This window comes from Tessaracoccus lapidicaptus (assembly GCF_001693815.1).
Taxonomy (GTDB): Bacteria; Actinomycetota; Actinomycetes; order Propionibacteriales; family Propionibacteriaceae; genus Arachnia; species Arachnia lapidicapta.
In genome coordinates, this window is the sequence record NZ_MBQD01000021.1 from 244,760 (window position 1) to 266,332 (window position 21,573).

Here is a 21,573-nt window from a genome sequence, read left to right on the forward strand (position 1 = left end):
GTGCGCATCTTCCGGCTCATCGCCACCCCGATCCTGCTGCTCAGCCTGCTGGGCCTGCTCGTCTGGGGTGCGACGTGGGGGTGGAAGGCGCTGACCGAGCCGCTACCGTCGCCGTCGCCGACGCCGTGCGTGATGGAGCCGGCGGAGATCGTGACCGTCCGCGACGTGACCGTGCGCATCTACAACGGCGGCTTCACCAGCGGGCTGGCCAACCGCGTCGGGAACCAGCTCACGGAGGCGGGCTTCGACGTCGCCCGCGTCACCAACACCGAGGAACGCGTCACCGGCACCGTGATCCGCGCGAACCGGCGTGAGACCCCGCAGATCCGGCTGGCTGCCTCCTACTTCGTCGAGCCGGTCATCCAGTACGACGATCGGGTGGACGGCGTCGTCGACATCCTCGTCGGCACGGACTTCGCCGGCTTCTCGGAGGCCCCGTTCGCCCAGGTGAGCTCCACGGACGGCCAGCTGTGCCGGGTCCCGACGCCGTCGGCGAGCGCCCCGGAACCGTCGCCGTCGCCCAGCTCCTGAGTCTGCACACGTTGAGGGCCCCCAAACCTGGTGGATCGGGGGCCCTCAACTGGTCCCTCAGGACCGTGGCGGTGATGGAGGGATTTGAACCCCCGGTGGGTTGCCCCACACCCGCTTTCGAGGCGGGCTCTTTCGGCCGCTCAGACACATCACCGCCGGATACTGTACCGGCGGACCCCGGGGTTTGACCAATTGGCGGCCGGCTCGCGCGGGCCCGCCCCGGCTGCGCGCCACCCGAGCGTTGAGCCTGATCCACGTCCCGACGCCGAAATTGGACGGCTTGAACGATCCAAGACCTGCCGAGACCAGGCGCAGGCTCAACCGACTAAGGTGAGCGGGTGCGTGACTTCGCGACGCTGATGCGGGCTCCGGGGCTGGCCCACATCCTCATCGCCCAGCTGGCCGCCCGCTTCCCGGCGGGGATGTATTCGCTCGGCATCCTCATGCACGTCCGGGCCACGCAGGGCAGCTACACCGCCGCCGGTCTCGTCCTCGCGGCGTTCTCGATCGGTATGGCGGTCGCCGGCCCCGTCGTGTCGCGGCTGCTCAGCCGGCTGGGCACCTTCCGGGTCCTGACCGCGACCCTCCTCATCTCGGTGACGGCCTTCGCCCTCCTCGCGCTGCTCCCCCTCCCCCTGGCCGGCGCGATGGCGCTCGCCGGCCTCGGCGGGGCCGCGATGCCGCCGGTGATCCCCGCCGTCCGCACGCTGTACCCGCAGCTGGCGCCCCAGCACCTGCTGACGGGCCTGTTCAGCCTCGACGCCGCCCTGCAGGAGATCATCTGGATCATCGGCCCCGTGGCGATCACCCTGCTGGTGGGCACGCTCGGGTCCGGGCCCGCGCTCCTGGTGGTCATCGGCATCCAGATCGTCGGCGGGCTGCTGTTCATCCTGGCCCGACGGGTGCGGCAGCTGCGCATCCCGCCGACGACGCGGCGGTTCGGCCGCGTCCTGGCCAACCCGTCGGTACTCCTCATGACGGTGACGTCGCTGCTGATGATCGGGGCGTTCGCGGCGATGGAGGCGGCCATCGTCGCCTCGTTCGGAGACGGTTCCGTGCAAGCCGGCGGCGTGCTGGCGCTGTCGGCCGTCGGATCCCTGATGGGTGGCCTGGCGGCGGGGAACCGGCCGATCAGCCGCTGGTCCCTGGCCCTGCGCATGCTGGTCGTCGTCGCGGGGTTCGGCCTCGCGGCGATCCTCAGCGGATTCTGGGGCCTCGCGCTGGCCCTCTTCCTCGCGGGATTCGGGATCGCGCCGGCGCTGGCGGCCGTGTCATCGGTCATCGCCGGCAGCGTCCCGTTCTCGGACACCGCCGAGGCCTACGGATGGATCGGCACCGGTCAGCTCCTCGGCGCCTCCTTCGGCTCAGCGCTGGCCGGCATCGCCATCGACACCGGGGGCGGCCACGCGGGCATCCTCGTCGCGGTGGCCATCGCCGGGTCGGCCGCACTCGTGGCGCTGGTGTTCCGCGACGCCCAGCCAGACCTCCGCGGCGGCATCGTGGCCGTCCGGGAGGGCTAGCGCCGGTCGCGGAAGAAGCCGTCGAGCAGGGCGGCGCAGTCGTCGGCCAGGACGCCGGAGGTCACCCGCGGGCGATGGTTGAGCCGCGGGTCGCGCACGACGTCCCACAGCGAGGCGACCGCGCCGGCCTTCTCGTCGAACGCGCCGAAGACCAGATGGTCGATCCGGCTGGCGACGACGGCCCCGGCGCACATGGTGCACGGCTCGAGCGTGACGACCAGCGTGCAGCCGCTCAAGCGCCACTCCCCGATCGTCTCCGCGGCCCTGCGGATGGCCACGATCTCGGCGTGCGCCGTCGGATCGCCGTGCAGTTCGCGTTCGTTACCTCCGCGACCCAGCACCTGTCCGTCGGGTCCCAGCACCACGGCCCCGATCGGCACGTCGCCGTGCCGGCCCGCCGCGACCGCCTCGGCGAGCGCCAGGCGCATCGCCGGGTGCCAGCGGGTGGCCACTAGTCGTCGAAGGCCTCGACGGCGGCGTCGAACTCGGCCCGGATCTTCAGCTTGGACGCGATGCGGCCGAGGAGCACGTCGGAGTCCTCGTCGTAGTCCGTGGCGATCGACTCCATCTCGAACGCACGCAGCCCGCTGGCGGCGTACATACCGAGGTCCCCGAGCGGCGCCGGGTCGGCGTCCTCGTCCGGGGGTTCCTCGCCCAGGTAGTCGACGACGTCGCGGGCGATGGGCCAGTCCGTGGCCGCCGTGGCGTCGGAGAGCAGCACCTCGACGGTGCGGCCGCGCACGCGGCAGATCACGAAGAACTCCCCGGCGACGGACACCCACCCGTCGGCGCCCGAGTCCCCGGGCAGCCGGCTCAGCTGGGTGATCAGCTCGTCGAGGTCGTTGGCGAGGTCGACATCCAGCGGGACCGCGACGGCCCGGCCGTCCTCGCGGTAGAGAGCGATGACGAGATCGACCTCGTCCTCGGTGGCATCCTCCAGATCGTCGTACTCGTCGTAGTCGTCGTCGGAGTCCTCCGGCTCGTCGGAGTCGTCGTCCACGCTGTTGAGGTCGAAGGGCTCAGCGTCCTCGTCAAACACGTCCACGGCTCACTCCTTTCGGTCGGTGCCCGTCCATCCTTGCATGAGTGGCCACGCGACACACCCTCGGGCCGTGATCTCACCGGCCCGCTTCGCCGCCTGAGGAGGATGTGGGACGCTTAGCGTCGTGGAACTCTGCGTCGTCACTCACCCCCTCGTCGATCACAAGCTCACGGTCCTGCGGAACAAGCACACGGAGCAGCCGGTGTTCCGGCGGCTCGTCGAGGAGCTCGTGACGCTGCTGGCCTACGAGGCCACCCGCGGTGTCCGCATCACCGAGACCCGGATCGAGACGCCGGTGACGGCGACGACGGGCGTCAAGCTGGCCCAGCCGGCGCCGCTGGTGGTGCCGATCCTGCGCGCCGGGCTCGGGATGCTCGACGGCATGCTGCGACTCATGCCCACCGCCGAGGTCGGCTTCCTGGGCATGATCCGCGACGAGGAGACGCTCCAGCCGGTCACCTACGCGGAGCGCCTGCCGAAGGATCTGTCCGGGCGCCAGTGCTACGTCCTGGACCCGATGCTGGCCACCGGCGGCTCACTCGGCGGAGCGGTGCAGTACCTCGTCGACCGCGGCGCCGACGACATCACCTGCATCTGCCTGCTGGCCGCCCCCGAGGGGATCGAGAAGCTCAACCGGCTCCTGGCCGATCTCGACGTGCCGTGCACGCTGGTCGTCGCCGCCGTTGACGAGCGCCTCAACGAGCACGGCTACATCGTGCCCGGTCTCGGCGATGCCGGCGACCGCCTGTACGGCCTGGCCGACTGACGGCCTTCGGGGCCCCACGGCCGGGGCGGGTGCCGCGCCCCGGGAGCCGTCGGATACCGTGACCGGATGGCTGGTCTGACGGCGGGCTGGGTGCCGAAGCAACACGGGGCGTGGGCGATGATCCTCGTGCCCTACCTCGCCGGCCTCGTCATGGCCCGCGACGCCCGCCCGCTGGGCCCCGGGGACCTCACGCTGGGGCTCACCTGGCTGCTGGGCTACTTCGCCTACAACGCCGCGACCCTCACCCTCAAGGCGCCGGCGCAGCGCCGCACCCGCTACACACCTGCGCTGGTCGTCTACGCGGTGGCGGCCGGTGTCTCGGGGCTCGTGACGCTCGCCCTCACCGGGCCGGTGCTCCTGTGGTGGGCGCCGGCCTACGCGGTCCTGGTCACCTGGGCGCTGTACCTCGCCGCGTCTCGGCGGGAGCGGTCGCTGCAGTCGGGCGTGCTCACCGTCGTCGCGTCCTGCGGACTGATGGCGGTGCTTCAGCCGTGGGGGGCCGACGACCCCACCCGATGGCGCGACGTGGCCATGATGGTGGTGCTGACCGCGTACTTCGTGGGAACGGTCCTACACGTCAAGGCACTCATCCGCGAACGCAACGAGCCGGCCTCGGCCGTGCGGTCGCAGGCGTATCACGCGGGCGTGGCGCTCGTGACGGTCGCGGCGGTGGGCGCCGGTTGGCTGGGATGGTGGTGGCTGACCTGGGCCGCGGCGCTGGCCGCGAGGTCGTTCTGGATGCCGCGCGCGCCCCGCCGCCCCGCCCAGATCGGTGTGATGGAGATCCTGCTGTCGGCCTGGGCCCTGACCCTGGTGCTCCTGGGCTGAGCGCCCGGAACCTCAGTAGTAGTAGGGGAACTTCGACCAGTCGGGCGCGCGCTTCTCGAGGAACGAGTCGCGGCCCTCGACGGCCTCGTCGGTCATGTACGCCAGCCGAGTGGTCTCCCCCGCGAACACCTGCTGGCCGATGAGCCCGTCGTCGATGGCGTTGAAGGCGAACTTCAGCATGCGCTGCGCCGTTGGCGACTTGCCGCAGATCTTCGCGGCCCATTCCAGGCCCATGTCCTCGAGCTCCGCGTGCGGCACGACGCGGTTGACCATGCCCATCCGGTGGGCGTCCTCGGCGTCGTGGACGTCGCCCAGGAAGAAGATCTCACGCGCGAACTTCTGGCCCACCTGGCGGGCCAGATAGGCCGAACCGAACCCGGCGTCGAAGGAGCCGACGTCGGCGTCGGTCTGCTTGAACATCGCGTGCTCCCGCGACGCCAACGTGAGGTCCGCGACGACGTGCAGCGAGTGTCCGCCCCCGGCGGCCCACCCGTTGACCAGCGCGATGACCACCTTCGGCATGAACCGGATCAGGCGCTGCACCTCGAGGATGTGGAGCCGCCCGAGCTTGGCCGCGTCGACCGTCTCGGAGGTCTCCCCCTCCGCGTACTGATACCCCGCGCGTCCCCGGATGCGCTGGTCCCCGCCGGAGCAGAACGCCCAGCCGCCGTCCTTCGGCGACGGGCCGTTGCCTGTCAGCAGGACGCAGCCGACATCCGACGACATGCGCGCGTGGTCCAGAGCGCGGTACAGCTCGTCGACGGTGTGCGGACGGAACGCGTTGCGCACCTCCGGCCGGTCGAACGCGATCCGCACCGCCGGCACGTCCTTGGCGCGGTGGTAGGTGATGTCGGTGAACTCGAAGCCGGCGACCGGCTCCCAGAGCTCGGGGCGGAACGGGTTGTCGGTGGTCATGGCAGGCACCCTAGTAGCCGGGGCCCCGTAGCGCTTCCCCCACCCGGTCCGGGAAGTTGGTGATAATAGCGTCGACGCCGAGCCCCGCCAGCCACAGCGCGTCCTCGTCCTTGTTGACCGTCCAGGCGTGGATCTTGATCCCGGCCTCGTGGCACAGCCAGACGAAGTTCGGCTGCTGCAACGCCAGGTAGTGCGGGTGGATCGCCCCGGCGCCGAACGACGCCGCGTACTTCCACGGGTCGTAGATGCCGTCCGAGAGCAGCAGCCCGAGCCGATCCGGGGCCACGCGCCCGCGCAGGTTGGCCAGGGAGAAGTGGTTGAACGACGAGATGATGACCTGGTCGAGCATGCCGGCGTCCTGCACGATGCGCAGCACGTCGTCCTCGAGCCCCGGGTACAGGACGACGGTGTTCTTCAGCTCGATGTTGACCGTCTTCCCGGTGCCGCGGAAGAGGTCGAGCACCTCACGCAGCGTCGGAATCTTCACGTTGCGGCGGCCCGCGAAGCGGTTGGAGAAATCGCACTGGCGCAGCTGCTCGAAGGACTGGTCGACGACCTTCCCGACGCCGTTCGACGTGCGGTTGACCGTCTCGTCGTGGATGACCACCACCTGCCCGTCCGCTGACCGCTGCACGTCGAGTTCGACGCCGTCTGCGCCCATCTGCAGAGCCATCTCGAAGGCGGGCAGGGTGTTCTCCGGAGCGTAGGCGCTCGCGCCGCGGTGGGCCCAGATTGCTGTCACCGGGCGATTCTCCCACGACGGGGCCGGGCTCGGCATCCCGAGCGGGGCCGGCCCGCGCCGCCGGATCAGGAGAAGCGGACGATGTTGTTGAACACCCAGGTGCGCTGCCAGGCGTAGCGCCACGTGCCGCTGGACGTCTGGGACGAGGTGATCACGTCGGCCAGGATGTAGGCCCGGCACCCTCCGGCGCCGGTCGTCGCAGTGTCGCACTCGGCCTTCCACTCGCGACCGTCGGAGGTCCAGGTGAAGGTCTTGGGACCCGGCGTGCCGTAGCCGCCGAGCGGGTTCGTCGCCCACATGGACCTGGGGCTCGGCAGGTAGGTCATGTTGTTGAAGGTCCAGTCGCTCGTCTTGACGAACTTGCCGCTCACCACCTTGACCGTCGAGGCCCAGATGTCGGTGAAGCACCGGGTGGTGCCGGAGTACGGCTCACACCTCGTCCGCCACTGGCGGCCGTTGTAGTCGTGGGTGCCCTCGGTGGTGTAGACGTCCGGCACCCAGGTCGCCTTGACGATCGTCGAGGGGTAGGTCTTGCCGTCGGCGGCGGTCACGACGGCGCGCACGCTCCAGGTCCCGGCCTCCGCCTGGCCCACGGCGAGTTGCAGCGCGAACGTCCCCGACGAGGAGACAGTCCCGGCGGCGTGGTCCTGCCACACACCGTCGACGAGGACCTGCGCCACGATCGGACGCCCGACGTAGCCGGATGCGGAGCCGCGCAGCTGCGTGGTCTGGGTCACCATGACGGTGGTGACGGGCTGGACGAGGACCCGACCGACGCGCTCGAGCACGAACTCAGCACTCGTCAACTGCCCTTGGGCAGCGGCCGCCACCACGCGGTAGGTGACCTTGCCAGCATTCGACTTCGCGTGGTCGAGCGGCAGGGAGAACTGGCCGCGCGAGCCGGCCGCGGCCGACGTCACGGTGGTCCAGCCCTCGGCGGTCAACGCCTGCACCTGGATCTCCCGGCCGGCGCCGTCGGGACTGAGCAGGCCGGTGACGGAGGCGGTGGCGTCGGTGAACGCCTTCAGCTGCGGCCGGATGGCCAGCTCGCTCGGGGCGGTCGACGGCGGGGTGATGTTGTACTGGTAGAGGTTGTACTTGGTCATGATGTTGATGACCTTGTTCGCGTACTGCGGGTCCGTCGCGTATCCGCCCAGGTGCACCTCGACGATGAAGCGGTCCGGGTTGTCCTTGTACAGGAATGCCTTGGCGTAGCGCGACAGGCGGCTGAGAAAGTAGCCGTGGTCGATGAACGACAGCTCGGGGGTGTCGTACTTCCGGAACTTCGCCACCACGGTGTACGGGTTGCCGTTGGAGTCGTACTCGGTGGTCGAGACGCTGTAGCAGCCGTTCTGGTACGGGCTGACTGTGGAGGAGCACTTGATCCCGAACCAGTTGTTCGCGTTCTTGGTCAGTCCCGACTCCCCCATGCCCGACTCGAGCATGGCCTGCGCCATCGCCACCGAGGCGGGGACACCGTGCGCCTTCTCCTCGGCCTGCGCCCAGGCGGCGGTCTTCGCGATGAACGTTGCGGCGTCGAGGGCCACGGCCGGGCGTGCCTGAGGCAGCAGCACCGCCAGCATGGCGAGGGCGACGAGGGCCCGGACAAGGGTGCGTGGGGAAGGCATGGCGACATTCAACCTTGTAGGCCCCCGGTCTGACCACCGCAAGCTGAGGGGGAGGTTGAGGTCTGACGGCGGCGGCGACCTCGGGGGATAAAGAATCAGGCGCCGGGGGTGAACCCGGCGCCTGATCCCAGCGCGCTCGGAGGGACTCGAACCCCCAACCTTCTGATCCGTAGTCAGATGCTCTATCCGTTGAGCCACGAGCGCTGGCCCCCGAAACTATACGCGACCCCGGCGGGATGGGCAAAACGGCGGATCCACCCCGCTCCCGAGCGCGGGATCTACCGCGATCTTCGTGTGGGGACTCATCCGTGCATATGCACAGATGAGTCCCCACAGGAAGATTTCCGTCACTGCCCCGACGCCGAGGGCGATGTCGCATTCCTGCGAGAACCCGCCCTGGCGATGCGTCATGCTGGGTGTCATGTATGACGAGCGGGAGGCCTGGCTGCGCGCCATCCAGTCGAAGGACGCGCGCTTCGACGGCCACTTCGTCACAGGGGTGACGTCGACGGGGATCTATTGCCGTCCCAGTTGCCCCGCCCGCAGCCCCCACCCCCGCAACGTCCGCTTCTTCGTGACCGCAGCCGCGGCCCAGCTCGCCGGCTTCCGAGCCTGCAAGCGCTGTCTCCCGGGCGCCTCGCCGGGCTCTCCCGACTGGGACGTCCGCGGCGACGCGGTCGCACGCGCGGTGCGGCTCATCGACGACGGCCTGGTCGATCGCGAGGGCGTCACGGGCCTGGCGGCCCGGCTGGGTTACTCGGCGCGCCAGGTGCAGCGGATGCTGCAGGAGGGCACCGGCGCCGGCCCTCTGGCGCTCGCCCGCACCCGGCGGGCCCAGACCGCCAGGACGCTGCTCGAGGCCACGGAGCTCCCGCTCACCGACGTTGCCTTCGCGGCCGGTTTCGCCAGCCTGCGCTCCTTCAACGCCACCATGCGCGCGATCTACGACGCCACCCCGAGTGAGCTTCGCCGCACCTCGCGCGGCCATGGACCGAGGCACGACGGCGGGCTCACCTTCGTCGACCTGACGCTCCCCGTCCGGCAGCCCTTCTGCGCCTGCAACGTGTTCGGGCACCTCATCGGCACCGCGATCGACGGCGTGGAGACCTTCCACGACGGCACGTACCACCGCACCTTGCGCCTCCCCGGCGGCCACGGGGTCGTCTCCCTCCGCCCGGCGACCCGTGGGGTCGAGGCCCGGATCGGGGTCAGCGACATCGTCCAGCTGCCGACGGCCCTCGCCCGGGTGCGGCGGCTGCTCGATCTCGACGCCGACCCGGTGGCCGTCGACGACGCGCTCGCCGACGACCCGCTCCTGGCACCGCTCGTCCACGCACATCCCGGCAGACGGGTGCCTCGCGGGGTCGACGGCGACGAGATCGCCTTCCGCATTCTGCTCGGCCAGCAGGTGTCGACCGCCGCGGCCCGCACCCATGGAGCCCGGCTGGTCAGGGCCGTCGGCACCCCCGTCGAGACCGGCATACCGGGACTGGATCACCTCTTTCCGACCGCCGACGCCGTCGCGGGCGCACCGGACGAGGCGCTCGCCTACCCCGCGGCCCGCCGCGACACGATCCGCCGACTCGCCGGGGCACTGGCCGACGGCGACCTGGACCTCTCGGTCGGCGCCGACCGGGACGCCGCGCGCGCCGGCCTCGCCTCGCTCAGGGGCATCGGCCCGTGGACGGTCGAGATGATCGCGATGCGGGGCCTGGGCGACCCGGACGCCTTCCCCGCCACGGACCTCGGCGTGGTCCGCGCGGCCGAGGAACTCGGCGTCGACCTCACGGCACGGTCCGCCGCGTGGCGACCGTGGCGCTCCTACGCCACCCAGCACCTGTGGGCGCTCACGCCCCACGCCGTCAACTCGATCCCCGGCCACCCGGGATGTCAGGAGCAGCCATGACCTACAGCGTGATGCCGTCGCCGATCGGCCCACTCACCCTCGTCGCCCGGGACGGCACGCTCGTCGCCGTGCTCATGGAGGGGCACCGCCGGCCTCCGGTGGCCGAGTCGGCCTGGGGGGACCGCGTCGATGACGCCCACCCCGACGCCACCCGCCAACTGCGGGAGTACTTCGACGGCGGCCGCACCGACTTCCAGCTTCCCCTGGCGCCTGAGGGTACGGACTTCCAGCGCGCCGTCTGGGCCGCGCTGCAGGACATCGAGTACGGCCACACCACGTCCTACGGCGAACTGGCGTTGCGTGTGGGCCGGCCCGGAGCATCCCGCGCAGTCGGGGCCGCGGTCGGTCGGAACCCGATCTCGATCGTCGTGCCGTGCCACCGCGTCATCGGGGCCGACGGCACCCTGACCGGTTACGCGGGCGGCGAGGACCGCAAGCGGTACCTCCTCGACATGGAGCGCGACGGTCGGCTGCTGTGAGCGGCGGAGACAGCGGAACCCCCGGACGCGTCCAGGGGTTCCGAGTCTCACCGGCGGAGGTGGCGGGATTTGAACCCGCGATGGGGTTGAAGCCCCAAACCCGCTTAGCAGGCGGGCGCCATAGACCGTACTAGGCGACACCTCCAGTGCCGTCACAGCCTAGCCGAGGCGCGCGCGGCTCGCCAAAATCCCCGCCCGCCCGCGCGAGGGCGAGCACGGAGGAGACGTCTACACTGGGGCCGCAGGAGGAGCCCATGACCTACCAGCCGCGGGGCCGGCGCGCCGCACCCGACGACGGGGAGCGCGACGAGCCGCCGACGCGCCCGCTGCGCACCTCCCTCCTCCTGACCGTCGCGTCCGCGCTGCTTCCCGGCTCCGGCCTTCTCGGCGCGCGGCCGCGCCTGGCCCGCATCGTCGGTGCCATCACCGCACTGATCGCGGTTGTCGTCGCGGCCTACGTGGGGTACTTCGCCCTGACCGATCCGGCCAGCCTCGCCACCGCGGCGGTCAAGCCGGCGATCCTCACCGGCGTCAGCACGGCCCTCATCGTCGCCGGCCTCGTCTGGGTGGCGCTGATCGCCGCGACCCAGATCCTCACGCGGCCCCGTCGTCTCCCGGACCGCCGCCGCGCCCTCGGCGCCCTGCTGGTCACGGCGCTGGCCTTCGGTGTGACCGCCCCCACCGCCATCGGCGCCAGGTACGCGCGCGATCAGATGCTCCTCGTCGACCGCGTCTTCACCTCCGGGCCCGACGAGGTGAAGTCGTCGTCACGGCCCACGCTCGAGGGCAAGGAGGACCCGTTCGAGGACATCCCGCGCCTCAATATCTTGCTCCTCGGGGCCGACGGCAGCGCCTCCCGCGCCGATGCCGTCGAGCAGTACAGCGTGCGGACCGACACGATCATGCTCGCCTCCATCGACACGGCCACGGGCGACACGACCCTGATCCAGATCCCCCGCAACCTGCAGTACACGCCGTTCCCCGAGGGCAGCGAGATGGCCGAGCTCTTCCCCGACGGCTTCCGCGGGGAGCCGGCCGAGGAATGGTTCATCAACAGCATCTGGGCCCACGTCGAGCTGGAGTATCCGGACCTGTTCGCCGACTCCACCTACCGCGGCGCCGAGGCCCTCAAGCAGGGCGTCGAGGGCGTCACGGGCCTGAAGGTCGATTACTTCGCGATGCTGGACATCGACGGCATCCAGCAGCTCATCGACGCCATGGGCGGGGTGACAGTCAACATCAACCAGCGGCTGGCCATCGGCGGCAACAGCCAGGGCAAGCGGCCCTCGGGATACCTCGAGCCCGGGCCCGACCAGCACCTCATGGGTTACGAGGCCATGTGGTACGCGCGCAGCAGGCTGGACTATTCCGACTACGACCGGATGGCCCGCCAGTCGTGCCTGGTCGGGGCCATCATCCGGCAGGCCAACCCCACGACCATGCTCACCCGCTACGAGGCCATCGCGGCCGCGTCCTCCCAGATGGTCGTCACCGACATCCCGCAGCGCGATCTGCCTGTCATCGTCGAGCTGGCTCTCCGCGTCAAGGACGCCCCGGTCACGCGCCTGGTGTACTCGCCGGGCAAGAACGGCTACTCCTACAACAACCCGGACTTCGAGGCGATGCGCGCGGCCGTCGAGGATGCGATCCAGGGCGACCCCAGCCCGTCGGCCTCGCCCACCAGCGCTCCCGGCACGTCGAGCCCTGCCCCGGCCTCCTCAGCCTCCACCGAACCCACGACGAGCGCCGAGTCCCCGTCAGCCGGCCCGTCCGCATCGGCGACGGCGGCCGGGGAGCTGACCGACGGCGCTCAGGACGTCGGCGACGCCTGCGCCTGGAACGGCGACGACGCGGAGGCTGACCCGGAGGACTGAATCAGCCGTTGGCCGCCTGCAACCGCTGGCGGATGTCGGTCAGGACGTCGTCGATCTGCTGACGATCCCCTCCCGGGAACAGGAGGTGCGTCCGCCGGACCGCGCCGTGGTAGATGGTGACGTGCGAACCCTCCTGGGACTGCGTGACCTTCGTCACGTCGGCCCATTCGCCGGCGTGTTCGACGCTGGGTCCCACCAGCCGGTAGCCCGCGTCGTCCAGCGTGAGACGGACCGCCAGCCGGTCGATCGACAGGAACGCCACGACGGTGAGGACCACCCCGCCGAGCAGCACCAGCCCGCCGAGGATCGTCAGCGCGACATGCCAGTCCTGGGTGAGCGACACCACCAGCAGGACCGCACCCGCCAGGGCGGCGACGGCGGCGGTGACGAACGCGCGGACCGGGGGGCGGGGCTTGATGACGTGCGTGGACTCGGCCATGGCCCCACAGTACCTAGCCGGTCAGCAGAATGACCGGACGCTGCCGGGGCACACGCCCGACGGTAAGCGAACGACTCAGCCGATGTAGATCTCGCAACCGACTCCGTCTCCGTCCCGATCCAGGTGAGGGCCGTAGCCTGGCTGCCAGTAGTAGATCGGAGCGGCTCCAGCACCGCGAACCTCAGTGCCGTTAGCGTAATTGAGCCCCGTTGTTTCAGCCTCGATCCGCCGACGTTCATTCGTAGGTGACGGTTTCGGCATTCTTGGAGGCGGCGGAACCGCGGTGCCGGGTGAGGGTGTGGACTATCCGCCGGTGTGCCCGGCTTTTCCACTGCAGGTTCCTGGTCGTGCCCGTGGGGCGGTTTGTCAACTCGTGGCGAGGATGGGTGGTCCGAGGGCGGCGGTGTAGAGGGTGTCGAGTTCGTCTTGGGCAGGGCCAGCGGCGGGGTAGGTGGAGCCGCCACCGGCGGGCCTGGTTCGCGATCCTGCCGGCCACCTGGATCAGGGTGCGGCGTACGGTCGCGGTGCGGGCCTTGCCCAGAGTCGGGGACGCGAGGCGGGCGGCGGCCCGCGTCAGGTTGAACGCGATGGAGGCGAGGACGAGCCAGGCGGCGTTCGCGGTGAACTTCCCCGACAGGGCGTGCGCCAGCGGGCCGTCCTTGAGGTCGGCGATGACCGCTTCGATGATCGCGTGATCACGGTGGGCGGCCTCAGCGTCCACCATCGTCAGCGTCGTGTTGGTGAAGACCGGGTGGTACCGGTAGCCGGGAAGGAGTTCCCCTTGGGTCTTCGCGGTGTGCGGGTTGAGGCGTTGCACGCGGCGGACGATCAGCCGGGCGGTGACGTGGTGGGCCTTGCGATGCGACGTGAACGCGGTGAACGGCACCTCGGCGACCTCAGCCTGGGAGATCCACCGTTGCTGGGCCTGGTCGTAGATCGCGTCGCGGTACCGGATCGTGGTCCACGCCGCTTCGTCGAGGCCGGCGATGGCCCTGACGACGGCCTTGTTCATCCTTGCGGTGACCGAGAACCGGGCCCCACCCGCGGTCGCGGCGGCGACCATGTCGTGTCGGAAGTAGGCACTGTCAGCCCGAACCACCACCAGGCCGGGAGTGGTCGGTACGGCCCGCCGCAGGATGGCGAGGGGGTCGCCGATCAGGCTGGCCGCGCCGTGTCCGGAATCGATGTTGCCCTTCCGCAACCTCGTGGCGGCGATCACCGGCGCCGCCAGTGGGGTCGACACGATCGCCAACTGGGCGTTCAACCCCTTCACCTTCGAATACCCGTAGGCGGCACCCTGCTTGCGGTAGCCGTGGGTTTCCCGGACGGTGTCATCGACATCCACATAGACGACCTGTTCGGCGCCGGCGAGGATCGGCGACACGTGCGCCAACCTCACCAACAGGCGGGCAGCGACGGCGTCCAACTGTCTGACGTGCCCAAACGCGTAGGCGCGTAGGTGGGTGCCCAGCGTGGTTGCTGCCCGCAGCCCGGTGAAGACCCGCCCCATCCCACCGTGGCGGAGCACGTCCAGATCGCTGATCGAGTCCGCTCCCGCGATCATCCCCGCGACGATCGCCGGCACCTTGACCGAGGCGTTCGCCCCGGCGCTGCCCGGCACGGTCACATGCTCGTCGACCAGGTCGTGCAGTCCGGCCTGTTCGGCCAGCGTCATCACCGCCGGCAGCCCGCCGAAAGCGATCAGGTTCGGGTCGTCGAAAACGGGTTCAAGGGTGTGGCAGACTCGCACTACGAGTGCTCCTGTCAACGGGTCGAATTGAACTGTCGCAAGTCCTATTCTTCCTTGTCGCAGGAGCATTCGCTGTCACGGCACACCCATCACCCCGGCGGATCGAGGTTCAGCCGGGGCCGAGCTTGTGCGCAGGGCGGGCTACTCGACTGTCGGCCCTACGTGCTTCTGCCCCGAAGGTCGACTCTCTGATGATGACGCTGCCTTCGAAGGAGATGTGCTCAATCGGGGCGGTGGGATGGGCGATGTGGTGGAGGAGGATTTCGGCGGCCCGGTGTCCCATGTCGTAGGACGGTTGGCGGATGGTGGTGAGGGGGACGATGGCCATGGCCGCGTAGTTATCATCGTCGTAGCCGATCAGCGCGATGTCGTCGGGGATGCGGATCCCGGCGCGGATGAAGGCGGTCATGGCCCCGAGCGCGAGCATGTCGTTGGCGGCGAAGATGGCGTCCGGCCAGGTGGCGCGGGGTTGCCCAATGATGTCGGTGGCGGCGATCCGGCCGTTCTCGATGTCGAGTGCGCGTACCTGCAACACGGTGACGTCGGCGGCGGCGCCTAGCGCGGCTGTGACGGCGGCGCGGAGTCCTGCTAGACGGTTGGCGGAGTGGGAGATCTGATCGCGGCCGATGAACATGATCCGTTTCCGGCCGATCTGCACCAGGTGCTCTCCCGCGAGCTGACCACCGCGGAAGTCATCGAAGGAGATGCTGGGGATGGCGGGGTGCTCGACGAGGGGACTGACGGCGATGCACTGGATTCCCTTGCTCTGCAGTCGAAGAAGCTGTTCAGAGGCGTCGGCCACCGGACTGATGATGAGGCCCTGAACCCGATGCGACTCAAACATCTCGATGTTGCCACGTTCCCGCTCGGGGTCACGGCCGCTGTTGCCGAAGAACGGCGTCCACCCCTGTTCCCGGACGGCGTCCTCCACCCCCCGCGACATGCTCGAGTAGAACGGGATCCAGGCATCGAGGAGGTTGAGCGCGATGGTCTTGCTCGTGCCGCTGCGCAACTGGCGGGCGGACTCGTTGGGGACGTACCCCAACTCGCTGATCGCCGCGTTCACGCGCTCACGATTCTTCGCCGACACCAGATGGGGGCGGTGAAAGAAGTTCGACACCGTCGAGGGAGATACCCCGGCGCGTGCCGCCACGTCCTTGACGCTCGCAACCATCGTTGGTCACTTCCTTCCAGTTCGGCCTGAACTGCACTCTACCAACCACTTGACACGTTGCAAGTGCGAATGCAACACTGAACCTGCAACGTTGCAACCGGATGGGTGGGACGGAGATCCCGACCACGATCCGCAAGAGACAAAGGAGTTCTTACATGTCACGCAAGCACCTGAAGATGGCTGCGGTTCTCGCTGTGGGGGCGCTCGCGTTGAGCGCCTGTACCAGCAAGAACGAGTCGAGTTCGGTCGGCAGCACGCCTGCGAGTGGGGGAGAGGCGGTCACGGTTGCGTTCGTTCCCAAGCTGCAGGGCATCCCCTATTTCGAGGCGATGAACGCCGGTGGCCAGAAGGCCGCTGAGGAACTGGGTATCGAGTGGCTGTACCAGGGTCCGACGACGGCGGACGCGGCGGCGCAGTCCGAGATCGTGCGCGCCTTCATCCAGCAGAAGGTCGACGTTCTGGTGGTGGCCCCCAACGATCCGGATTCTATGGCGCCGCTGCTGCAGGAGGCTCAGGATGCGGGTATCCGGGTGGCTACCTCTGACACCGATGCCCCGAACTCGGTGCGCGAGTTGTTCGTCAACCAGACCACCCCGGAGAACCATGGTCGCGCGTTGGCGGAGAGCCTGACGGGGGCGATGGGCGGGGCGGGCGAGTTCGCGATTGTGTCGTGCTCGGAGACCGCGTCGAACCTCAACTCCTACATTGAGGAGATCAACAAGGTGATGGCGGCGGACTTCCCCGGCATCACGCTGGTCGACACCGTGTACGCCGGTGAGGATCAGGCGAAGGCGGCCTCGATGGCCACGGACCTGATGAACGCGCACCCCGACCTGACCGGGATCGTGGGGTTGTGCTCGGCCGCCGCGCCGGGTGTGGCCCAGGCGGTGCGTGATGCCGGCCGAATCGGCGAGGTGTTCACGGTGGGTGGCGGGACCCCCACGGCCATGGCGCCCTATCTCCTGGATGGTTCCTCCAGCGCTTCGGTGCTGTGGGATGTGGAGAACCTTGGCTACCTGACCGCGTGGGCTGGGTCCGAGCTTGCCGCCGACACGGCGTTCGAGTCGGCCTTCGACGTCAACAGCGACATCACGGGTGTCACCTATGACGCAGCCACCAAGATCATGCTGCTCGGCGATCCGCTCGTGTTCACCAAGGACAACGTCGAGCAGTTCGACTACTGATCCCACGCCCCGCCCGGTTCTCGGGGCGGCTCATCGAACACACCTGAGCCGCCCCGTGGCCTCAGCGCGACCGAAGAACACCACAGGAAAGGAAAGAAGCACCGTGAGCGAAGGCAATGTCCCCCGCGTCTCGATGCGAGGCATCTCGAAACGATACGGGGGTGTGCGGGCCATCCGGCACGCGGACTTCACCCTGGAGCCAGGCACCGTGCACGCCCTTGTGGGCGAGAACGGCGCCGGGAAGTCGACGCTGATCAAGATCCTCGCGGGCGCCGAACAAACCGACACCGGAACCATCGAATTCGACGGCAGGCCGGTGACTATCAACTCCACCGCGGACGCGATCCGTCTCGGCGTCCAAACCGTCTACCAGGAACCGCAACTGTTCCCCGAACTGAGCATCACCGAGAATGTGTTCCTCGGGCGAGAGCTCACCAAGGGCGGCCGGATCGACTGGGCCGCCCAAGCCGGCGAGATCCAGGAACTCCTCCAAATGATCGGTCTGCCGCCCGAGGTCGCGACCGTCCAAGTCGCAGACCTGTCCATCGCCCAGCAGCAGCAGGTGTCGATCGCCAAAGCCGTCGCTGGCGACGCCAGCGTGTTGATTATCGATGAGCCGTCGGCGATCCTCACCGACACCGAGATCGAAGTGCTGTTCACCGTTGTCCGGCGCCTCACCGAACGCGGGGTGGCAGTGATCTACATATCCCACCGGCTCGACGAACTGTTCCAGATCGCCGACGTCGTGACGGTCATGAGAGACGGCACCACCCTCGACACTTACCCGATCGCCGACCTCACCGTGCCACACCTCGTGGAGCTGATGGTCGGAGGCATTGACACCGCTGAGCGTCACGTCCGCGACCTGCCGTCAGGGGAACCGACGCTGCAACTGGACAACGTCAGCGTGGCGGGACGACTCCACGACATCAACCTCACAGTCCGCCCCGGAGAAATCGTCGGACTGTACGGGCTCCTGGGCTCGGGAGCGGGGGAGATCGCCGAGGTCATCTACGGGATGCGACACGCCACCGGCGGCAGCATCAGCCTCCAGGGAACACCCTTGAAGGGCGGCAGCCCGGCCGCCGCGCGGGACAGGGGGATCGCGATGGTCCCCGCGAACCGCGCGAAACAGGGTGTCTTCTCCTTCCAGTCGATCGCTTTCAACATCACCATCAGCGACCTGACGAAGCTGGGTCGCGTCCGCGGCTGGGTCAGCCCGAAGCGCGAGACCGCATTGAGCCGCACCCTCGTCTCCCGCCTGGGGGTCAAGACCCCCAGCGAGAAACAGCCCGTCATGGCCATGTCCGGCGGCAACGCGCAGAAGGTCGTGTTCGCCCGCCAACTGATGGACACCCCCACCCTTCTCCTGCTCGCCGAACCCACCCAGGGCGTCGACGTCGGAGCCAAGGAGGAGATCCACCGACTGATCGAAGAACTGGCCGCAGACGGGACCGCTGTGCTGGTCACCACCACCGACCTCGGTGAGGTGCAGCGGATCGCCGACCGGATCATCGTGATCCGCGACGGTCGCGTCCACGCCGAGTTCGGCCCCGGCGCCACCCAGGTCGAGCTCCTCGCGGCGGCCTCCGGCGCAACCACACAGGAGGACCCACGATGACCACGACCACTATTCCCGTCAAGGCGGACCTGACCAGCAAGGTGAAGGGACGAATCCTCCCGCCCCTGGTCACCGGCCAGGAGTACGTACTCATCGGGATCATCGTCGCGCTCTGGGCGCTGCTGGGGGTGTTCACTCCCGCGTTCCTGACAGCGGGCTCCGTGGTGCCGCTTCTGGTGGCAGTGGCCCCGGTCGCGCTGGTCGGCGTAGGGATGACCTTCGTCATCATCACCGCCGGCATCGACGTGTCCGTTGGTGCTGCGACCATGGTCGCCGCAGTCGTGGTGGCAAAAGCGATGGTGGCCCTCGGGCTTCCCCTGATCCCGGCCGTGCTGCTCGCGATGGCCATCGGTGGAGTCCTGGGACTCATCAACGGCGTGCTGATCGCCTACGGACGAATCCACCCCATCATCATCACCTTCGGAACCGCCAACCTGTTCATGTACCTGGGGCTGCAGATCTTCGGGTCGAGCACCGTCAACAACATCCCCTCGACGTTCGCGATCTTCGGGCGCGGCGAGGAGGGACGCACCCTCGGGATCCCACACAGCTTCCTGATCACACTGATCGTGCTCGGCGCCGCATGGTGGTTCCTCCGGCACCGCCCCAGCGGCCGACACCTGCTGGCCATCGGCGGCAACGAGAACGCCGCCCGCCTCGCCGGGGTCAAGGTCAAACAGCTCCTCGTCTCCGCCTACACCCTCACCGGACTCCTGATCGGACTCGGGGCCTGCTTCACCCTCGGGATGGGGACCTCGACCCTCGACCAGGGCGTTGGCGTCGGACGCGAACTTGCCGTCATCGCCGCCGTGGTCATCGGAGGCACCTCGGTCCTGGGAGGTCGAGGGTCGGTACTCGGCACCCTCCTCGGCGCCATCCTTGTGCAGACGGTCACCTCGGGCGTCACCCAGTTGGGCTGGCCGTCCCAACTGTCCGACCTGTTCGTCGGACTGGCGATCATCCTCGCCGTCGGCACAGACATCATCCGCGAACGAGCCCGGAAGAAGACGTCATGAGCGCCTCAACCCTCACCCCCATCCCAGCCGCCGCCACCAAGGCAGCCGAGTTGCCCCTCCTGCAGCGCATCGTCAGGACACTGCTCACCCAGCGCGTGGCGCTGCTGGGCGTCCTCATCGTCGTGGTGCTGGCCGTCATGATGTCACTCGACACCGCAGGCATGCTGTCGGGCAGCTACGACACCGACTACCTGGCCTCCACCTTGATCAGTGCCGTCCCAGTCGCCATCCTCGGGTTCGCACAGCTGATCGTCATCCTCTCCGGCAAAGCGGGAATCGACCTCTCCGTAGGGGCCGTGGTGTCGATCTCCGGTGTCGTGTTCGGGTTCTCTTACGGGGTCTGGGGCCTCGGACTTGTCCCCGCGATCCTGCTCACCGCACTCACCGGTGTCGTGTGTGGCGCCATCAACGGCTACCTGATCGCCTACATCGGGTTTCCCCCCCTGATCGCGACCCTGGCCACGTTCTACGCCCTGAAATCCCTGGCCATGGTGGTCAGCGGACAGCGCCCGATCAACTCCCAAACCATCCAGGACTTCTACTCCGCCGCTCGCCCTGTCGAACTGCCCCTGATCGGGCAGTACCTGCCCGACTTCCCTATGGCCGTGTTCACCTTCCTGCTCCCCGCCGTCGTCCTCATGTGGCTCCTACTGAACCGAACCGCCTACGGCCGACGGGCCTACGCGATCGGCACCAACGACGACGCAGCCAAATGGGCCGGTATCGACACCCGACGAACACGCCTGATCGCCTACATCACCGCCGGCGGGCTTGCCTCCATGGCCGCAGTGGTGATCGTGGCCCAGTTCGCATCTGCCCGGCCGGACGCCGGCACCGCCGGCAACGGCCTGGCCCTGCCCGCCATCACCATCGCCGTCCTGGGAGGCGTCGCCATCACCGGCGGCATCGGCCGCGTCGCCGGCGTCCTCCTGGCAACACTCCTGGTCGTCTGGCTCAACGCCGGGCTCCTCCTCGCGATCCCCGGCAACCCCGGCACCCAAATGCAGCTCCTCGCCATGGGCGTCATGCTCATCGGAGCCGCCCTCCTCAACAACTACGCAAGCAAGCGATACGGAATCGTCAAATGAACACCAAGCAGAAAGAAGATCGCGCAATGAGGTACGGCATATATTTCGCCTACTGGGCCAACGAATGGAACGTTGACTACCGCCCCTACATCGAAAAGGTCGCCCGCCTCGGGTTCGACGTCCTGGAAATTTCCTGCGCCGCACTCCCGAACATGACCCACAACCAACTCGTTGAACTCCGCACCTTGGCCGAAGACAACGGCATCAGCCTCACCGCCGGCTACGGGCCCTCCGCCAGCGAGAACCTCGGCTCAGACGACCCCGCAGTCGTCGACAACGCCACCCGCTTCTACACCGACATCCTTCAGAAGCTCAACCTCCTGAACATCCCCCTCCTCGGCGGCGGCGTGTACTCCTACTGGCCAGTCGACTACTCCAAGCCCATCGACAAGCCAGGAGACTGGGAACGAAGCGTCACCAACGTCAAGACAGTGGCCAGGATCGCCGCCGACAACGGAGTCGACTACTGTCTCGAGGTGCTCAACCGATTCGAGGGATACCTCCTCAACACCGCGCAGGAAGCCAAGACCTTCATCGCGCAAGTCGACGAGCCCAACGTCAAGATCATGCTCGACACGTTCCACATGAACATCGAAGAAGACAACCTCATCGGCGCGATCCACCTCGCCGGCAGCGACCTGGGCCACTTCCACGTCGGCGAGAACAACCGCCGACTCCCCGCCGCCGGAGGTCTCCCGTGGCAACAGATCGGCCAAGCCCTCCACGACATCGGCTACAACCGCCACGTGGTCATGGAACCCTTCGTTCTCACCGGCGGCAGCGTCGGCCGAGACATCAAAGTTTGGCGCGACATGGCCCCCGGAAAAGACGAAGCCGCGCTCGACCGCGACGCCACCGAATCCGTCGCATTCCTCCGCAGCACCTTCGAAGACCAGAACTGACCCACGTAACCGCGACACAAATCCGACATCGCCCCCAGCCGGGGCCCGCAGCCACCTCAGCGGTCGCGCTCAGTTGCAGCGCGACGACGACGAGGCCGACGAGGTGGTTCGTCAAGGCGCCCGACCCGCGGGAGGGAGGATGAGGGGGGGCTCTGCCCGGGATGATTG

At 68.7% G+C, this 21,573-nt stretch carries 20 protein-coding genes, 3 tRNA genes and 1 pseudogene; 12 read left to right on the forward strand and 12 right to left on the reverse strand.

The genetic code is table 11. The annotated features are described in order from the left end of the window. Positions 1 to 531, forward strand: a complete 531-nt coding sequence (locus BCR15_RS08125; protein ID WP_068751693.1) for a LytR C-terminal domain-containing protein — start codon at positions 1 to 3, stop codon at positions 529 to 531. A 66-nt stretch (positions 532 to 597) separates the two neighbouring features. Here BCR15_RS08125 and BCR15_RS08130 read toward each other — a convergent pair. Then, positions 598 to 685, reverse strand: a tRNA-Ser gene (locus BCR15_RS08130). Between the two features lie 184 nt (positions 686 to 869). Here BCR15_RS08130 and BCR15_RS08135 point away from each other — a divergent pair. Continuing rightward, positions 870 to 2,051, forward strand: a complete 1,182-nt coding sequence (locus BCR15_RS08135) for an MFS transporter (protein ID WP_141680075.1) — start codon at positions 870 to 872, stop codon at positions 2,049 to 2,051. Here BCR15_RS08135 and tadA read toward each other — a convergent pair. Then, the gene (tadA, locus tag BCR15_RS08140) at positions 2,048 to 2,479 is read right to left on the reverse strand and encodes a tRNA adenosine(34) deaminase TadA (protein ID WP_068751765.1); all 432 of its coding nucleotides are present in this window, start codon (positions 2,477 to 2,479) and stop codon (positions 2,048 to 2,050) included. The two genes, BCR15_RS08135 and tadA, sit on opposite strands and share 4 nt — an antisense overlap. 23 nt (positions 2,480 to 2,502) lie before the next feature. Further along, complete coding sequence (locus tag BCR15_RS08145) at positions 2,503 to 3,096, reverse strand: tRNA adenosine deaminase-associated protein (RefSeq protein ID WP_068751694.1); 594 nt, start codon at positions 3,094 to 3,096, stop codon at positions 2,503 to 2,505. A 121-nt stretch (positions 3,097 to 3,217) separates the two neighbouring features. Here BCR15_RS08145 and upp point away from each other — a divergent pair, with 121 nt between their 5' ends. Further along, a complete protein-coding gene (gene upp / locus BCR15_RS08150) occupies positions 3,218 to 3,859 on the forward strand; it encodes a uracil phosphoribosyltransferase (protein ID WP_068751695.1) in 642 nt (213 codons plus the stop codon). Between the two features lie 66 nt (positions 3,860 to 3,925). Beyond that, entirely contained in the window at positions 3,926 to 4,687 is a 762-nt protein-coding gene (locus BCR15_RS08155) for a YwiC-like family protein (RefSeq protein ID WP_068751696.1), read from the forward strand. Positions 4,688 to 4,699: 12 nt separating this feature from the next. On the opposite strand, the gene BCR15_RS08160 is transcribed toward BCR15_RS08155, so the two are convergent. The 4 genes from BCR15_RS08160 to BCR15_RS08175 all read right to left on the reverse strand — a co-directional run bounded on the left by BCR15_RS08160 (position 4,700) and on the right by BCR15_RS08175 (position 8,176). Next, the gene (locus BCR15_RS08160) at positions 4,700 to 5,602 is read right to left on the reverse strand and encodes a 1,4-dihydroxy-2-naphthoyl-CoA synthase (RefSeq protein ID WP_068751697.1); all 903 of its coding nucleotides are present in this window, start codon (positions 5,600 to 5,602) and stop codon (positions 4,700 to 4,702) included. A gap of 10 nt (positions 5,603 to 5,612) precedes the next feature. After that, positions 5,613 to 6,344: a glycerophosphodiester phosphodiesterase gene (locus tag BCR15_RS08165; protein WP_078919790.1), complete on the reverse strand. Its 732-nt coding sequence runs from the start codon at positions 6,342 to 6,344 to the stop codon at positions 5,613 to 5,615. A 65-nt stretch (positions 6,345 to 6,409) separates the two neighbouring features. Then, positions 6,410 to 7,972 (reverse strand): glucosaminidase domain-containing protein, encoded by a 1,563-nt coding sequence (locus BCR15_RS08170; protein WP_068751699.1) that lies wholly within the window; start codon positions 7,970 to 7,972, stop codon positions 6,410 to 6,412. Between the two features lie 131 nt (positions 7,973 to 8,103). Then, a tRNA-Arg gene (locus tag BCR15_RS08175) sits at positions 8,104 to 8,176 on the reverse strand. Between the two features lie 217 nt (positions 8,177 to 8,393). On the opposite strand from BCR15_RS08175, the gene BCR15_RS08180 reads away from it, so the two are divergent. Together BCR15_RS08180 and BCR15_RS08185 are read left to right on the forward strand one after the other, a co-directional pair. Next, on the forward strand, positions 8,394 to 9,878 hold the full coding sequence (locus BCR15_RS08180) for a DNA-3-methyladenine glycosylase 2 (protein ID WP_068751766.1): 1,485 nt from the start codon (positions 8,394 to 8,396) through the stop codon (positions 9,876 to 9,878). After that, a complete protein-coding gene (locus BCR15_RS08185; protein WP_197971706.1) occupies positions 9,875 to 10,357 on the forward strand; it encodes a methylated-DNA--[protein]-cysteine S-methyltransferase in 483 nt (160 codons plus the stop codon). The genes BCR15_RS08180 and BCR15_RS08185 overlap by 4 nt, the downstream gene beginning before the upstream one ends. 54 nt (positions 10,358 to 10,411) lie before the next feature. Here BCR15_RS08185 and BCR15_RS08190 read toward each other — a convergent pair. Continuing rightward, positions 10,412 to 10,502: transfer RNA gene (locus tag BCR15_RS08190), tRNA-Ser, on the reverse strand. Positions 10,503 to 10,611: 109 nt separating this feature from the next. Between BCR15_RS08190 and BCR15_RS08195 the strand changes: the two genes are divergently transcribed. Continuing rightward, the gene (locus tag BCR15_RS08195) at positions 10,612 to 12,231 is read left to right on the forward strand and encodes an LCP family protein (RefSeq protein WP_078919791.1); all 1,620 of its coding nucleotides are present in this window, start codon (positions 10,612 to 10,614) and stop codon (positions 12,229 to 12,231) included. A gap of 1 nt (position 12,232) precedes the next feature. Here the strand turns inward: BCR15_RS08195 and BCR15_RS08200 are convergent, their stop codons facing one another. The 4 genes and pseudogenes from BCR15_RS08200 to BCR15_RS08210 all read right to left on the reverse strand — a co-directional run bounded on the left by BCR15_RS08200 (position 12,233) and on the right by BCR15_RS08210 (position 15,594). Next, the gene (locus tag BCR15_RS08200) at positions 12,233 to 12,670 is read right to left on the reverse strand and encodes a hypothetical protein (RefSeq protein ID WP_068751701.1); all 438 of its coding nucleotides are present in this window, start codon (positions 12,668 to 12,670) and stop codon (positions 12,233 to 12,235) included. A 75-nt stretch (positions 12,671 to 12,745) separates the two neighbouring features. After that, complete coding sequence (locus BCR15_RS14350; protein ID WP_078919792.1) at positions 12,746 to 12,931, reverse strand: excalibur calcium-binding domain-containing protein; 186 nt, start codon at positions 12,929 to 12,931, stop codon at positions 12,746 to 12,748. A 105-nt stretch (positions 12,932 to 13,036) separates the two neighbouring features. Beyond that, positions 13,037 to 14,420: pseudogene (locus BCR15_RS08205) on the reverse strand (IS1380 family transposase). Positions 14,421 to 14,529: 109 nt separating this feature from the next. Next, positions 14,530 to 15,594, reverse strand: a complete 1,065-nt coding sequence (locus BCR15_RS08210) for a substrate-binding domain-containing protein (protein WP_068751702.1) — start codon at positions 15,592 to 15,594, stop codon at positions 14,530 to 14,532. Between the two features lie 194 nt (positions 15,595 to 15,788). Here BCR15_RS08210 and BCR15_RS08215 point away from each other — a divergent pair, with 194 nt between their 5' ends. The 5 genes from BCR15_RS08215 to BCR15_RS08235 all read left to right on the forward strand — a co-directional run bounded on the left by BCR15_RS08215 (position 15,789) and on the right by BCR15_RS08235 (position 21,405). Beyond that, on the forward strand, positions 15,789 to 16,778 hold the full coding sequence (locus BCR15_RS08215) for an autoinducer 2 ABC transporter substrate-binding protein (RefSeq protein WP_218058948.1): 990 nt from the start codon (positions 15,789 to 15,791) through the stop codon (positions 16,776 to 16,778). Between the two features lie 103 nt (positions 16,779 to 16,881). After that, positions 16,882 to 18,399: a sugar ABC transporter ATP-binding protein gene (locus tag BCR15_RS08220; protein ID WP_197971707.1), complete on the forward strand. Its 1,518-nt coding sequence runs from the start codon at positions 16,882 to 16,884 to the stop codon at positions 18,397 to 18,399. Further along, a complete protein-coding gene (locus BCR15_RS08225) occupies positions 18,396 to 19,415 on the forward strand; it encodes an ABC transporter permease (protein ID WP_068751705.1) in 1,020 nt (339 codons plus the stop codon). The genes BCR15_RS08220 and BCR15_RS08225 overlap by 4 nt, the downstream gene beginning before the upstream one ends. Further along, positions 19,412 to 20,503, forward strand: a complete 1,092-nt coding sequence (locus tag BCR15_RS08230; protein WP_078919793.1) for an ABC transporter permease — start codon at positions 19,412 to 19,414, stop codon at positions 20,501 to 20,503. The genes BCR15_RS08225 and BCR15_RS08230 overlap by 4 nt, the downstream gene beginning before the upstream one ends. A gap of 26 nt (positions 20,504 to 20,529) precedes the next feature. Continuing rightward, entirely contained in the window at positions 20,530 to 21,405 is an 876-nt protein-coding gene (locus tag BCR15_RS08235) for a D-psicose 3-epimerase (RefSeq protein ID WP_068751706.1), read from the forward strand. Positions 21,406 to 21,573 lie beyond the last annotated feature (168 nt).